14 protein-coding genes are annotated in these 14000 nt (G+C 69.4%); 9 read left to right on the top strand and 5 right to left on the bottom strand.

The features are described from left to right. A partial coding sequence (locus ACLML9_RS23250; protein WP_411947514.1) for a carboxyl transferase domain-containing protein occupies positions 1-1407 on the top strand: 1407 nt, incomplete at its 5' end. A 46-nt stretch (positions 1408-1453) separates the two neighbouring features. Here the strand turns inward: ACLML9_RS23250 and ACLML9_RS23245 are convergent. Both ACLML9_RS23245 and ACLML9_RS23240 read right to left on the bottom strand, forming a co-directional pair. Then, positions 1454-2002, bottom strand: a complete 549-nt coding sequence (locus tag ACLML9_RS23245) for a hypothetical protein (RefSeq protein ID WP_411947513.1) — start codon at positions 2000-2002, stop codon at positions 1454-1456. Continuing rightward, positions 1999-2277 carry a helix-turn-helix transcriptional regulator gene (locus tag ACLML9_RS23240; protein WP_030522779.1) on the bottom strand — a complete coding sequence of 93 codons (279 nt, stop codon included), beginning with the start codon at positions 2275-2277 and terminating at the stop codon, positions 1999-2001. Before ACLML9_RS23240 ends, ACLML9_RS23245 begins: the two co-directional genes overlap by 4 nt. A gap of 117 nt (positions 2278-2394) precedes the next feature. On the opposite strand from ACLML9_RS23240, the gene ACLML9_RS23235 reads away from it, so the two are divergent. From ACLML9_RS23235 to ACLML9_RS23210, 6 genes are all read left to right on the top strand, one after another. Further along, positions 2395-3252, top strand: a complete 858-nt coding sequence (locus ACLML9_RS23235) for an aldo/keto reductase (RefSeq protein ID WP_411947512.1) — start codon at positions 2395-2397, stop codon at positions 3250-3252. 149 nt (positions 3253-3401) lie between these two features. After that, positions 3402-4127, top strand: a complete 726-nt coding sequence (locus ACLML9_RS23230) for an enoyl-CoA hydratase (protein ID WP_411947511.1) — start codon at positions 3402-3404, stop codon at positions 4125-4127. After that, positions 4127-5272: an MBL fold metallo-hydrolase gene (locus ACLML9_RS23225; RefSeq protein ID WP_411947516.1), complete on the top strand. Its 1146-nt coding sequence runs from the start codon at positions 4127-4129 to the stop codon at positions 5270-5272. Before ACLML9_RS23230 ends, ACLML9_RS23225 begins: the two co-directional genes overlap by 1 nt. A 34-nt stretch (positions 5273-5306) precedes the next feature. After that, a complete protein-coding gene (locus tag ACLML9_RS23220) occupies positions 5307-5552 on the top strand; it encodes an antitoxin (protein WP_411947510.1) in 246 nt (81 codons plus the stop codon). Between the two features lie 50 nt (positions 5553-5602). Further along, a complete protein-coding gene (locus ACLML9_RS23215) occupies positions 5603-7825 on the top strand; it encodes an ATP-dependent DNA ligase (RefSeq protein WP_411947509.1) in 2223 nt (740 codons plus the stop codon). 87 nt (positions 7826-7912) lie between these two features. After that, positions 7913-8095 (top strand): antitoxin, encoded by a 183-nt coding sequence (locus ACLML9_RS23210; RefSeq protein WP_030522773.1) that lies wholly within the window; start codon positions 7913-7915, stop codon positions 8093-8095. Between the two features lie 6 nt (positions 8096-8101). Here ACLML9_RS23210 and ACLML9_RS23205 read toward each other — a convergent pair whose 3' ends face one another. Further along, positions 8102-8836 (bottom strand): CbiQ family ECF transporter T component, encoded by a 735-nt coding sequence (locus tag ACLML9_RS23205; protein ID WP_411947508.1) that lies wholly within the window; start codon positions 8834-8836, stop codon positions 8102-8104. Then, on the bottom strand, positions 8833-11010 hold the full coding sequence (locus ACLML9_RS23200) for an ABC transporter ATP-binding protein (protein ID WP_411947515.1): 2178 nt from the start codon (positions 11008-11010) through the stop codon (positions 8833-8835). The genes ACLML9_RS23205 and ACLML9_RS23200 overlap by 4 nt, the downstream gene beginning before the upstream one ends. 149 nt (positions 11011-11159) lie before the next feature. Here ACLML9_RS23200 and ACLML9_RS23195 point away from each other — a divergent pair, with 149 nt between their 5' ends. Further along, the gene (locus ACLML9_RS23195) at positions 11160-12074 is read left to right on the top strand and encodes a cation diffusion facilitator family transporter (RefSeq protein ID WP_411947507.1); all 915 of its coding nucleotides are present in this window, start codon (positions 11160-11162) and stop codon (positions 12072-12074) included. A gap of 41 nt (positions 12075-12115) precedes the next feature. Further along, positions 12116-13168 carry an AraC family transcriptional regulator gene (locus ACLML9_RS23190; RefSeq protein WP_411947506.1) on the top strand — a complete coding sequence of 351 codons (1053 nt, stop codon included), beginning with the start codon at positions 12116-12118 and terminating at the stop codon, positions 13166-13168. A gap of 6 nt (positions 13169-13174) precedes the next feature. Here the strand turns inward: ACLML9_RS23190 and ACLML9_RS23185 are convergent, their stop codons facing one another. Beyond that, entirely contained in the window at positions 13175-13951 is a 777-nt protein-coding gene (locus tag ACLML9_RS23185; RefSeq protein ID WP_411947505.1) for a metallophosphoesterase, read from the bottom strand. Positions 13952-14000 lie beyond the last annotated feature (49 nt).

Here is a 14000-nt window from a genome sequence, read left to right as displayed (position 1 = left end):
AGCGCGGCGGCGGGAACCGACGAGTCGGTGCTCACCGGCGAGGGACTGTTACGCGGTCGCCGCATCGCGGTTATCGCGTGCGAGTTCGGGTTCCTGGCCGGTTCGGTAGGAGTCGCGGCGGCCGAGCGGATCGTCACTGCGGTCGAACGCGCCACCGAACTGGGGCTGCCGCTGGTCGCTTCGCCGACTTCCGGCGGTACCAGGATGCAGGAGGGCACCCTCGCCTTCGTGCAGATGGTGAAGATCGCCGGGGCAGTGGCGGCACATAAATCGGCCGGCCATCCCTACGTCGTGTACCTGCGCAACCCCACCATGGGTGGGGTGTTCGCGTCATGGGGGTCGCTGGGACACATCACCTTCGCCGAACCGGGCGCGCTCATCGGTTTCCTCGGGCCCCGGGTGTACGAGTCGCTCTACGGTCATCCGTTTCCCGACGGTGTGCAGACAGCCGAGAACCTCTACCGAAACGGCGTGATCGACGGGGTTGTCGAGGTACCGGTGTTCCGGCGTATCGCCCATCGCGCACTGAGCGTTTTCAGCGGCCGGGTGCGGGCGCCCGGCGATCCGGATCTCGCTGTCGCACATGAGTTCCGGGAGCCCGAGTCGGTCACCGGGGTCTGGGATTCGGTCCTCGCCTCCCGGCGGCCGGATCGTCCGGGGCTACGCGAACTGCTCCGGCGAACCACCCAGCGGGTTCCGCTCAGCGGCACCGGCCAGGGGGAGGCGGACCGCACCGTGGTGCTGGCGCTCGCGCGATTCCACGGCCGGCCGTGTGTCGTGTTCGGTCATGACCGCGCCCATCAGGACCCCGAGCACACCATGGGCCCGGCCGCGCTGCGGGAAGCTCGCCGCAGTATGCAACTGGCGGCCGAACTGCGGCTTCCGCTGGTGCTGGTGATCGATACGATCGGCGCCGCGCTGTCCAAAGAGGCCGAAGAGCGGGGTCTGGCGCCCGAGATCGCACGGTGCCTGGCCGATCTGGTGACGCTGGACACCGCGACGGTCTCGGTACTGCTCGGCCAGGGGACCGGTGGCGGCGCACTCGCGCTGCTACCGGCGGATCGGGTGCTGGCGGCCACCCACGGCTGGCTCGCACCGCTTCCGCCGGAGGGGGCCAGTGCGATCGTCCATCGCGATACCGAGCACGCGCCGGAACTGGCTGCGGCGCAACGTATCCGATCGGCGGAACTGCTGGCGGACGGGATCGTGGACCGTATCGTGCCGGAGTATCCCGACGCCGCGGACGAGCCGGTCGAATTCGCGCGCCGCGCCGTCGCGGCGATCGCCGCGGAACTCGACCGGTTGAGCGCGCAATCACCCGCCGAACGGCAGGCGGCCCGGCAGCGCCGTTATCGCCGGCTGGGGGTCCCGGGCCGAAGCGGCGGGAGCGGTCGGCCGAGCACCTGAGCGGTGGGCCCGCTCCTGAGGGAGTTCTCCGGGCGGCCGCCGGCGATCAGTTCTCCGGTTCGGGCTCGGCTCGGTTCCAGGCCAGGATCATGGCGGGGGCGCAGCCGCCGGCGAGCAAGGTGGCCAGGACCATCACGCCGCCGGCGTAGGCGGTGCGGAACGCGTCCGCTTCGGGGAACAGCGCCCCGCTCCAGACCAGATACATCATCGGGAACACCGTCAGGCCCTGGGTGACGGACAGGCCGAACGACCGGGCCTTCTCACGCTGGGCGAACTCCATTTCGTCCAGTGTTTCCGCCGGGGCGTTGTCCTGGGCCTGCGAAACGATCCGCAGCATCGTCCAGGCGGGCAGGAAGACCAGTGCGCTGAGGCCGGCGAACAGCGCGGCCCACGCCAACCCGAACGCGCAGAGCACGCCGGTGACGAAGAGGACGGCGAGCGCGGTGATCACCAGCACCACCAGGGCTCGGCGGCGCCGGGTGGTGCGCCAGCCCGGCAGCATGCCGGCGATCTGCTTCTCCCGGACGAGCCGGCGCCGTACGCGGTAGGCCTGGTATCGGTCGAGCAGGGTGGTCGGTTCGGTGGCGGCGGTCATGGCTGCTGTCCTTTCTCGCGGGCGTACACCTCGGCCGATAGGGGGGTGAACTCGGTTCGGGAGAACACCGCCTCCACCGGCAGCCGGAAGACCTCGCATATCCGCAGGGCGAGATCCAGGCTCGGGTAGTGGTTGCCGCGTTCGAGCGCGCCGATCGTCTGGGGGTTGACGTTCACTGCTTCGGCCAGGGTCGCCCGCGACATCCGGTGTTCGGCCCGCAGTACTGCGATCCGATTGAATATCGGTAGCGTTTCCCCGCGCCTTACTGGGCTCACGCAATGAAGTGTTGTAAAAACACAACGATATGTCAAGTAGATCCGTAACCGAGCGGTCGATGGACACGGACCGCCCGTTCGTTGACCTGCCGCCGAAGCGCTTCTACCGTCGAGGCGGTGACCACTAGACGTGAGACCGGTGTAGTTCCTCCGAGCGTGTTGAACGACGGGAGTCTTATCCCACAGCTCGGTTTCGGGGTGTTCCAGGTTCCGGCGGACCAGGTGTTCGACACCGTCACCGCCGCGCTGAACGCGGGTTACCGCAGTATCGACACTGCGGCGATCTACGAGAACGAAGAGGGCACCGGGCGTGCCATCAGGCATTTCGGCCTACCCCGCGACGAGGTCTTCGTCACCACGAAACTGTGGAACGCCGACCAGGGTTACGACTCCACCCTGCGCGCGTTCGACGCGAGTATGCAGCGGCTCGGGCTCGACTACCTGGACCTGTATCTCATCCACTGGCCGGTGCCCGCCGCGAATCGTTTCGTGGACACCTTCCGCGCGTTCCAGCGCTTGAAGGCCGACGGCCGGGTCCGTTCCATCGGGGTCTCCAATTTCCGGATCCCCGACCTGGAGCGGCTCATCGCCGAAACCGGGGAGACCCCCTCGGTGAACCAGATCGAGTTGCACCCCCGGCTGACCCAGCCCGAACTGCGCGATTACCACGCCGAGCACGGCATCGCCACGGAGGCGTGGAGCCCGCTCGGCCAGGGCACCGTACTCGACGATCCGGTGATCACCCGGATCGCCGGTGAGGTGGACCGCACACCGGCGCAGGTGATCATCCGCTGGCATCTGCAACTCGGCAACGTGGTGATCCCGAAATCGGTGACCCCGGCCCGGATCCTGGAGAACTTCGACATTCTCGGGTTCGAGTTGTCGGCCGATCAGGTACAGGCGATCTCCGCGCTGAACTCCGGGTCCCGCACCGGCGCCGACCCGGAAACCTTCGCTTTCGGCCTGGAGAACTGAACCGGGTGCCGGTAGCCGCGCGGCCGCCGGCCGGGCGGCCATGACCCGTGTCGCCTTCCCCGGGCGGGTGACGCTCCTGTGGCAGAGTGGGCAGTAGCGCCTCGTTATCGGCGGTTGTATCGGTATACGTTCAGCGGGGAAGGACACACATGCTCGGGGTCAGCCGTGACGGCGACGTCGTCACCATCGAACTACAACGCGAGGAACGGCGTAACGCGCTGAACCTGGACCTGGTCATCCGGCTGCGGGAGGCGCTGTCCAATGCCCGCCTCGATTCCCGGGCGGTCGTGATCACCGGTAGCGGATCGGTGTTCAGCGCGGGCGCGGATCTGGACGGCGTGTACTCCACCGAGTTTCTCGACGCCCTGCTGGACATGCTGCACGAGGTCGAGTCCATGCCGGTCCCGGTGATCGCGGCGTTGAACGGTCCGGCACTGGGCGCGGGCGTGCAATTGGCGATGGCGGCGGATCTGCGGGTGATGGCCCAGGACTCCTACCTCGCCATCCCGGCGGCGAAACTGGGCATCTCGGTGGATCGCTGGACCACGCGCCGGCTGGTCTCGCTGATCGGCGGCGGCCCGGCCCGGACCGTGCTCCTCGCCGCCGAGCCGATCTCGGCCTCCGACGCCTACACCTTCGGTTTCGCGAATCGGCTCGGCACGGTGGCCGACGCCCAGGGCTGGGCGAAATCCATCGCCGAACTGGCGCCGTTGTCGCTGCGGCACCTGAAACTCGAACTCAACGACGACGGCACCCGGGATCCGGCCAACCGCGAACAGCAGGCCGCTCTGGAGGCAGCATGGTCCAGCGCGGACGCGGAAGAGGGCAGGCAGGCCCGGCAGGAGAAGCGTCCCGCCAAGTTCGTGGGCAAATGATGAAGGCCCGCACTGTCGCCGCCGCGGCGGCCGGTCTCGCCGGAATGACCGTCTTCGGCTGGGTGGCCCGAGCCCTGGACGGATTGCCGGCCGCGCTCGGCGCGTCCGTCTCCGCCATCGCGCCCACCGCCACGGGGGCGCGAAGTTATCGCGACCGCCAGTTCCACAACACCGAACCCGCGGCCCCTATCGTCGTGCGCGAGAACCCGACCGGCCTGTTGTCCATGGTGACCGGTATGCGTGCCGGCCGGCCGAAGGACGCGGTGCCGCTGGCCCGGCCCGAGCATCCTGGCGTGGCCGCCGATCTCGCGGTCACCTGGTACGGGCATGCCAGCGCGCTGATCGAGATCGATGGGTACCGGGTGCTCACCGACCCGGTGTGGAGCGAGCGCGTCTCGCCCTCCCGGCTGGTCGGTCCGTCCCGCATCCATCCCGTCCCGGTCGCGCTGGAGGAGTTGCCGCGGGTGGACGCGGTGGTCATCTCACACGACCACTACGACCACCTGGACGCCGACACCATCGCCACGCTGGTCCGCACCCAGCAGTCGGTTTTCGTGGTGCCGATCGGTGTCGGCGCGCATCTGCGGCACTGGGGCGTGCCGGAGGCGCGGATCGTCGAATTGGACTGGAACTGCTCGTATTCGTTGTCCGCAGCCGACGGTGACCGCCCCGAACTCGCCATCATCTGTACCGAGGCCCGGCATTTCTCCGGCCGTGGACTGGTCCGCAACACCACGCTCTGGGCGGGCTGGGCGCTGGTGGGGCCGAAACATCGCGCCTATTTCGGCGGGGACACCGGATTCACCAAGGCGTTCGCGGCCACGGGCGCGCAGTGGGGTCCGTTCGATCTGACCCTGCTGCCGATCGGCGCCTACGACCCGCACTGGGCCGATATCCACATGAATCCGGAGGAGGCGGTGCGCGCGCACGCCGATCTGTGCCTCGGTGAACCGGAGCACGGCGTCCTGGTGCCGATCCATTGGGCGACGTTCAACCTCGCGCCTCATCCCTGGGCCGAACCGGTCCGCCGGCTGGTGGACGCGGCCGCGGCGGCGGATACCGAGATCGCGGTCCCGGTGCCCGGGCAGCGGCTCGATCCGCGTGACCTCCCGCCGGAGCGCCGGTGGTGGGAAGATATGGAGTGAACACTTCCGCACAGTGACAGGGAAGGAATCGGCTATGAGCTTGATGGAAAACCTGAAGAATCTGGTCGGCAAGGGGCAGGAGACTGCTGCCAAGAACTCGGACAAGATCAATCAGGCGGTCGACAAGGCCGGGGATTTCCTCGACCAGAAGACCAAGGGGAAGTACTCCGACAAGATCCAGAAGGGTAAGGAAGCCGCCCGCAAGGTGGTTCCGACGGAACACCCGGACGGTGGCCCGGGCCGGCCGCCCGGCGGACCGGGCCCGGAATCGCGTCCGTGAGGTACCGCACGGCGCCGAACGGGGATGTCCGCCCGCGGATGTGATCCGGGGTGCGCCGGGCTTTCGGAGGTGAGCCGGGACAGCCGGATATCGAGGTCCGGCTGAGCAACCCGGACAAAGTGCTGTATCCGGCGACAGGCACCACCAAGGGCGAGGTGCTGGAGTACTACGCCGAGATCGCCCCGGCCATGCTGCCGCATATGGCGGGCCGGCCGGTCACCCGCAAACGCTGGCCCGACGGTGTCGGCGCGTCCTCCTTCTTCGAGAAGAACCTGGCCGCCGGCACCCCGTCCTGGGTGCCGCGCCGTACCCAGCGGCATTCCGGCCGCGCCGTGACCTATCCGGTGATCTCCTCGCAGGCCGGACTGGTCTGGCTGGGGCAGCAGGCCGCGCTGGAGATCCATGTGCCGCAGTGGCGCTTCGACGGTGACGAGCGCGGCCCGGCGACCCGGCTGGTGTTCGATCTCGATCCCGGACCGGGCGTGGGGCTGCCCGAATGCGCGCGGGCGGCGCTGGGCATCCGGGATATGGTCGGCGAGATCGGGATGCGCGCCTACCCGCTGACCAGCGGCAGCAAAGGAATCCACCTCTACGTTCCACTGGATCGCACGCTCGGCCCGGGTGGCGCGTCGACGGTGGCCAAACAGGTGGCGGAGAACCTGGAGAAACTGCTGCCCGATCTGGTGACGGCCACCATGGCGAAGAACGTCCGCGCGGGCAAGGTGTTCCTGGACTGGAGTCAGAACAATCCGGCGAAGACCACGATCGCGCCGTATTCGCTGCGTGGCCGGGAGGAACCGAATGCCGCGGCGCCGCGCAGCTGGGAGGAGATCGAGGACGGGACGGCGCTCCGGCAGTTGCGTTTCGACGAGGTGCTGCACCGGTATCGGTCCGACGGTGACCTGCTCGCCGGTCTGGACCCGCCGCTCGACGATGCGCTCACGAAGTACCGGTCCATGCGGGACCCGGCCCGGACTCCCGAACCGGTACCCGCCGAATCGCCCCGGAGCGGCACGGGAGATCGGTTCGTCGTCCACGAACACCACGCGCGCCGCCTGCACTGGGACGTGCGGCTCGAACGAGAAGGCGTCCTGGTCTCTTGGGCGGTGCCCAAGGGCCCACCGGACAGCCCGCGCCAGAACCGTCTCGCTGTGCACACCGAGGACCATCCGCTGGAGTACCTGGATTTCCACGGCACGATCCCGTCCGGCGAATACGGCGCAGGAGAGATGTCGGTATGGGACACCGGCACCTACCGGGCCGAGAAGTGGCGGGACGACGAGGTGATCGTGGAGCTGCGCGGAACCCGGTTGAACGGCCGGTACGCGTTGATCCGCACCGAGGGCGATCAGTGGCTCATGCATCTGATGAAGGATCAGCCGGCGCCCGCGGGCGATCTCCCGCGCGGTCTGACCCCCATGCTGGCCACCAGCGGTGACGTGGCGGCGCTACCGGAATCGGAGTGGGTGTTCGAGCGCAAATGGGACGGCTTCCGGCTCATCGTGGAGGTCGAGGCGGGTGAGCTGCGGTTGCGCAGCCGTACCGGTAACGATGTGACCGCGCGGTATCCGCAGCTCGCGGAGCTGGCCGCCGATCTGGACGGGCATCAGGTGGTGCTGGACGGGGAGATCATCGTCCGCGACCCGGACGGCGCGGTGAACGTCGCCCTGCTGAAAGCGCACCCGCGGCGTGCGGAATTCGTGGCCTTCGATCTGCTCTACCTGGACGGCACCTCGCTGCTGCGCAAACGCTACCGCGACCGCCGCCGGGTCCTCGAGGCCCTCGCCGCGACCGCGCCCGCCCTGTGGGTGCCCCCGCCGTACGAGGGCAGCGGCGCGGAGGCCGTGCGGCAGAGCGAACAGGACGGGGTGGAAGGGGTCGTCGCCAAGAAGGTCGATTCGGTGTACCTGCCCGGGACCCGCGGCCGGACCTGGGTGAAGCAGCGCAATTGGCGCACCCGGCAGGTGGTGATCGGCGGAATGCGGCGCAGCCGGGCCCGGCCTTTCGCGTCACTGCTGGTGGGCATTCCCGCCGAGGAGGGGCTGGTGTACGCGGGACGGGTGGGCACCGGATTCGGGGACGCGGGTATGCGCGAGCTGGCCGCACGGCTGCACCGGCTGGAACGCAAGACCAGCCCGTTCGTCAACGAGATGTCGGCCGACGAACGCCGCGACGCCATCTGGGTCACGCCGAAGGTGGAAGGCACTGTGCGCTACATGGATTGGACCGAGACCGGCCGGCTCTGGCATCCGGCGTGGCTGGGCGAACTGTGACCGCCGTCGCCACCGGTGATGTCGCCCGTGTGCCGAATCCGCTGGGTACTGTGATGTTCGAGCGAATTTCGAGCAAGGAGTACGACGATGGATTTCAAGGGCCTGGCGAACAAGGCATTGGGTTTGGCGCGCAAGAATGCCGACAAGGTCGAGCCGCTGATCGAGAAGGTCGGCGACGCGGTCGACAAGAAGACCGGCGGCAAATACGCGGGGCAGGTGGACAAGGCGCAGGAGGCGGCCCGTAAGGCCGTGCGCGACCAGAAGAAATAGAGCCCCTTACAGCAGGATCTCCACGAGCAGGGCTCCGGCGCAGACCGCTACCACCACTGCCAGGGCGAGGGCGTCGTTGCGGCCGGGGGATGCCGGGCGGGCGGTCAGCTGTCCTGTCCCCCCGCGGGCGGTGATCGCTTCGCCCAGTTCGCCGGCCCGCCGGGTGGATACCGCCATGGCGGCGGTGAGGATATCGATCACCGGGTCGGTGGTGCGGTGCAGTAGATCGGGTTTGGGGCGCAGGCGGCGGGCGGCGCGCAGGATACGGATCTCCTCGAGCAGCAGCGGGAGGCCGCGCAGGGTCAGCGCCACCACCACGGCCAGTTCGTCCACCGGGACCCGCAGGCGGCGCAACGGCCGGCCGAGAGTGGCCAGGGCGGGTGCGATTTCGCTCATGGGGGTGGTCCAGGCGATGAGCATGGACGCGGCCACCAGGATCAACCCGAACACCACCACCTGCGCGTAGCGCAGTACGGCGGCGCCGCCGACGGGCACATTGATCAGCGCGCCCAAGGCGATCAGCAGCCAGAACACTAACGGCAGACGGGGCAGGACCCCCAGCGGCAGCCGGGCCACGAGGCCGATCGCGATCAGGAACACGATCATGATGCCGAGGATCGGCCAGCTCGGCAGGATCATCAGCAGCAGGCTGATCAGGAACGCGGCGATCATCTTGGTTCCGGCCCACAGGTTGTGAACCGGGCTGGCCACCGGGACCCGGCGCAGCAGGACGGTACTCATCGGGTGCCTCCGTGGTCGATGCCGTGGGCGTCGCCGCCGCGCAGCCGCCAGGCCGCGCCCGGGGCGGGCCGGTGTGCCGGATCGGGTGGGTGGACCGCCGGAATGGGCGTGGTGTCGGCTTCCGTGCCGGGCACGGCGGCGGCCGCCGTCTCGGTTTCCGGGATACGGCCCGCGCGCAGGTGGACGGTGCGATCGCAGATGGCCGACACATCCTCGACATCATGGGAGATGACGATCAGCGTGAGCCCGGAATCGCGGAGCCGGGCCAGTAGTTCGACGATATCGGCGCGGCCCTCGGGATCCAGCCCGGCCAGCGGTTCGTCCAGCACCACTACCTGCGGGTGGGCGGCGACGATGGCGGCCAGTACCACCCGTTTGGCCTGACCGCCGCTGAGTTCTTCGATGGACCGGGTGGTCAGGGAGCGGTCCAGGCCGACGGCGTCCAGGGCTTTGCCCACGGTCCCCGAACCGGTGCCCTCGCCACCCCAATCGGCGACCTCCTCGCCGACGGTATGCCGTTGCAACTGCAGCCGGGAGTGCTGGAAGGCCAGTTCCACCCGCCCGATCTGCTTACTGACCGGTTTGCCCGCCAGCTCGCAGCGTCCGGTGCTGGGCGCGATGAGTCCGGCCATGATCCAGGCCAGGGTCGATTTCCCGGACCCGTTGCCGCCGACCACCAGCAGCGCTTCCCCGCGGCGGACCGACAGGTCGACACCGTGCAGCGCGGGCGCCTCCCACGGTGTGCCCCGGTTGTAGGTGTGCCGGACACCGCGCAGTTCGAGCAGCGTCTCGCCCATCGGGCGGCGGCGCTGGGCCCGGGCCGGTTTCGGCCAGGCGGGCAGCCGGTCGACCATCCGCCCGGCGGCCAGGTGCACCACCCGGTCGGCGGCGTCGGCGTCGGCTTCGTGATGGGTCACCAGGACGACGGCCATGGCATGCCGTTTCGGCAGCCCGGCCAGCAGCGTCACCAATTCGCGGCGGCCGTCCGGGTCGATCATGGAGGTGGCTTCGTCGGCGATGAGCAGGGCGGGGCGCCGGGCCAGTGCCGCCGCCACCGCCAGTCGCTGCTGCTGGCCACCGGACAGGGTGGCGGTCTCCCGGTCGCCCATTCCGTCCAGCCCGACCTCGTGCAGCAGGGCGTCGATATCCACTTCGGCCGCGAGAGCGGTGGGTAGCCCCCAGACCACATCATCGGCGACCAGCACGCCCAGCGTCTGGCTTTCCGGCCGCTGCAGGACCAGCGCCGTACCGCCCAGATGGCCGAGTCCGGCGGACCCGGGGCGCTCGACCGCGCCGCTGCTCGGCGGCAGTCCCGCCAGTAGCCGGGTCAGGGTCGATTTACCGGACCCGTTGTGGCCGACCACCGCGACGAACTCACCGACCTCGACCCGCAGGTCGACACCGGTCAACGCGTCGGCGGCGGCGCCGGGGTACCGGTATCCGGCCGCGCGCAGGGCCACCGGCAGGGGTGCGATCGGGCGGTCGTCGGCGGGGGCGTCGAGGCGGTCGGCGCCGGGGAGCCAGGCGAGGCGGTCCAGGACAGAGCCGAGCACGAACCACGAGACCAGTGCGGTGACCACGGTCCCGGCCAGGACGGTGCCACCGATATAGAGCCACCACCACTGCAGGACCACATCGGTGACGTGCAGGATGCCGCGGCCGAGGGGTTCCAGGTGTTGCTGGCGGGAGGTGAGTTCGGCCAGGCCGGTCGCGGTGTTGCGGACGGTGTCGAAGAGCAGGTCGCGGGTGGCCGAGAAGGCCAGCAGGAAGCCGACCGAGAACGCGCCCCAGGCGACGCCGGCGAGCACCGACAGCCCGGTGACCGCGACGATACCGCCGTGGCGGCGTTTGACCGTGCCGACGATGCCGCCGATGGTGGCGGTGGCGACCATCGCCATGGCGGCGGTGAGGCCGGCCGCCACGAAGGTGACCAGAGCGGCCGAGATCGAGGCGGTGAGCACCGTGCGGAATCGGTAGCGGTGCGCGAGCAGGCCCATGGGCACGGCCGCGACCAGTTGCAGGGCGGCCGCGAACGGGATCACGGCGCCGACGGTCACCAGTCCGACGGTGACGCCGCCGAGTACCGCGCCGGTGGCGAGCTCGATCGGGCGCAGCGCGCCGCCGCGCTCGGTCCGGCTCGGCGCGGTGCCGCCGGACGCGGTGGTGCCGAGCACGGTCGCGCCGGGTTCGCCGGCGCCCGGGTCCGGTGCGCCGGGGCGGGGGACTGCGGACTGGTCGCTCACCTACTCGAGTCTGCCAGCCCGGCGGGTGGGCGCGAATCGAAGGTATTGCAAACATGCGCATCGACGCATATGTTTGTCGGGTGGGACATGATCATACGCATCACGTATCACCGGAGAGTGCCTCCGGGAAATATGTCGGCCGCCTGGGGCTCGCGCTGGCCTTAGGCCTGGGATTCATGCTGGTCGAGCTGGTGGTCGCGCTGGTCACCGGTTCGCTGGCGCTGCTGTCGGACGCCGCCCATATGCTCACCGATGTCGTGGGTATCGCCATGGCGCTGTCGGCCATCATGCTCGCCCGCAATACCCGGCCCAGCTACACCCGCACCTTCGGCTACTACCGGGCCGAGGTGATCGCCGCGCTCGCCAACGCCGTCCTGCTGTTCGCGGTCGCCGGGTACGTACTGATCGAGGCGGTGCGCCGGTTCGGGGAACCGCCGGAGGTGCCCGGCGGGCCGGTGCTGGCCGTCGGTGCCATCGGCCTGCTGGCCAATATCGCGGCCTTCCTGCTGCTGCGGCGCGGAGCCGAGGAGAGCCTCAATGTGCGCGGCGCCTATCTCGAGGTACTGGCCGATATGGTCGGTTCGTTCGGCGTGCTGCTGTCCGCCGCGATCACGCTGACCACCGGCTGGCTCTACGCCGATATGATCGTCGGCGTCGCCATCGGCCTGTGGGTGCTGCCCCGGACCTATCTGCTGGCCCGGCGCTCGCTGCGCATTCTGTTCCAGCACAGTCCCGAAGAGCTCGACGTCGAGAAGGTGGCGGCCGAACTGGCCGCGGTCCCCGGGGTCTGCGATGTTCACGACCTGCACGTCTGGACCTTGACCTCCGGTATGGAGGTCGCCTCGGCCCATATCACCACCACGGGATCCGATTCCGGTGACGAGATACTGCGCGCGGCCCAGCGCCTGCTCGCCGACCGCTTCCACATCCACCACGCGACCCTCCAGGTGGAGACCACCGATACCGCCCGCCGGTGCGCGGAGCTTTCTTGGTGACCACCTAGTGAGCAATCGAGATATTCGGCCATAATGTCGGCATGGTGCAACGCCCGTCGATCCGGGACTGGGACTTCCCCAGGGGAGTCGCCAGTGTCGCGCTCATGGCCGGATACGGCGCGGAGCACGGAATTCCCGTCACCGCACTGCTGCGCGGTACCGATCTCACCGAAGCCCGGCTGCACGACCCGGACGCTCAGATCCACGCGCACACCGAACTCGCGGTGGTGCGCAACCTGGTCCGCGAACTCGACCGCCCCGGTATGGGCATCGAGGTGGGCCGGCGCTACCGCATCACCACCTTCGGCATCTTCGGTTTCGCCTGTGTCAGCAGCCCCACCCTGGCCGAGGCGATCGATTTCGCCCTGCGCTACCTCGAACTGAGCTTCACCTTCTGCTTGCCGGTGACCCAGTGGGAGCACGGGGAATTCATCGGCCGCATCCACGACGAATCGGTGCCCGCCGACGTCCGCCAGTTCCTGGTGGAACGCGATGTGACGGCCATGCACCAGGTGATGAGCGATCTGCTGGGCCGGCACCTGGCTCTGCTGCGCGCCGAATTCCGGTTCCCCGAACCGGCTTACGCCGACCTGATCGCCGAGGTGACCGTGGCCCGGCCGCGGTTCGGGCAGCCGCACAACCTGGTGGCCATCGACCCGGCGATCCTGGACCGGCCGCTACCACAGGCCAACGAGCACGCGCTGGCCATCTGCCTGGCACAGTGCCGGGATCTGGTGCACCGGCGGCGGGCGAGAACCGGCATCGCCGCGGAGGTGCGCGCGCGGCTGGTGCCCCGCGGCGGTATGGACGGACTCACCGCGCCGCCCGGTATCGACACCGTGGCCGCCGACCTGAACATGAGCACCCGCACCCTGCGCCGGCACCTCGACGCGGCCGGTACCGGCTACCGGGCCCTGCTGGACGAAGTACGCCAGGCCCTCGCGGAGGAGATGCTGACCACCACCCCGCTGTCGGTGAGCGATGTGGCGATCCGGCTCGGCTACGCGGAGGCCTCCACCTTCATCTACGCGTTCCGGCGCTGGACCGGCGGCACCCCCGCCGCCTACCGGCGGGCCCGCGCCGGCCGGTACTGAACCGGATCAGAACGGCGTACCGATCCAGCCGCCCATCGGGACACTGCGGAAATGGGTGATCAGCCGATGCTCGTCGTCGATGACGTGCAGCGCGACCGCCGGGTCCGGCGCGTAGTCCATCACCCGCTGGGGCGGGGCGAGTTCCCATTCGCCGCCCAGTACCGAGGCGGTACTCGGGCCCATGAGCAGCGGCCGCCCCGCGAAGGTGGCGACCGCCGCGGTGTGCGCGTGCCCGGTCAGCGTGCCGATGATCCGCTCGTCGCCGGTGATGACCGCGGCCAGCCGCTCCGGCCCGGCCAGCGCGATGGGGTCCACGATCGGGCTGTGCAGGAAAACCGGGGGATGGTGCAGCGCCAGCAGCACGGCATCGTCGGCGGGAGTGTCGGCGAGGGTCTCGTGCAACCAGTCGTAGGTCTCGTCGGTCAGCCGCCCACCGGACTGCCCGGGAACACTGGAATCGAGCAGGATCAGCGTGACACTGCCGACCCGGTGCACCTGGTTGACCGTGTCGTCGAGCGGGGGAGCGCCGAGCAGCACCTCCCGGAACGCCGGCCGTTCGTCGTGGTTACCCGGAATCGCCAGCACCGGTAGATCGGCCTGCAGCGCTGCCCGGGCCTCGGCATACTCCTCGGGTTTGCCGGAATCGGTGATATCGCCGGTCACCACGATCACATCGGGTCGCCGCCGCAGATCCGCGAGATAGGCCATGACCCGCTGCGCGCGTTCGACGTTACGGGTGCCGAGGTCGAAATGTGGATCGCTGATCTGAGCCACCAAAATCATCGGACGCTCCTGTGTTTATTTGCGGCGCCTGCGGCGCCGCGGGGTTGAG

The sequence above is a fragment of the Nocardia sp. NPDC002869 genome, from assembly GCF_046764065.1.
GTDB lineage: Bacteria > Actinomycetota > Actinomycetes > Mycobacteriales > Mycobacteriaceae > Nocardia > Nocardia rhamnosiphila.
Note: the sequence above shows the minus strand (reverse complement) of the source record. Positions and strands in the feature narration are given on the sequence as shown.

Coding starts and splice junctions, on each gene's coding strand:
- ACLML9_RS23245 (WP_411947513.1), bottom strand. CDS start 2,002: ATGACCGCCGCCACCGAACCGACCACCCTGCTCGACCGATACCAGGCC.
- ACLML9_RS23230 (WP_411947511.1), top strand. CDS start 3,402: ATGCTCGGGGTCAGCCGTGACGGCGACGTCGTCACCATCGAACTACAA.
- ACLML9_RS23225 (WP_411947516.1), top strand. CDS start 4,127: ATGAAGGCCCGCACTGTCGCCGCCGCGGCGGCCGGTCTCGCCGGAATG.
- ACLML9_RS23220 (WP_411947510.1), top strand. CDS start 5,307: ATGAGCTTGATGGAAAACCTGAAGAATCTGGTCGGCAAGGGGCAGGAG.
- ACLML9_RS23210 (WP_030522773.1), top strand. CDS start 7,913: ATGGATTTCAAGGGCCTGGCGAACAAGGCATTGGGTTTGGCGCGCAAG.
- ACLML9_RS23205 (WP_411947508.1), bottom strand. CDS start 8,836: ATGAGTACCGTCCTGCTGCGCCGGGTCCCGGTGGCCAGCCCGGTTCAC.
- ACLML9_RS23190 (WP_411947506.1), top strand. CDS start 12,116: ATGGTGCAACGCCCGTCGATCCGGGACTGGGACTTCCCCAGGGGAGTC.
- ACLML9_RS23185 (WP_411947505.1), bottom strand. CDS start 13,951: ATGATTTTGGTGGCTCAGATCAGCGATCCACATTTCGACCTCGGCACC.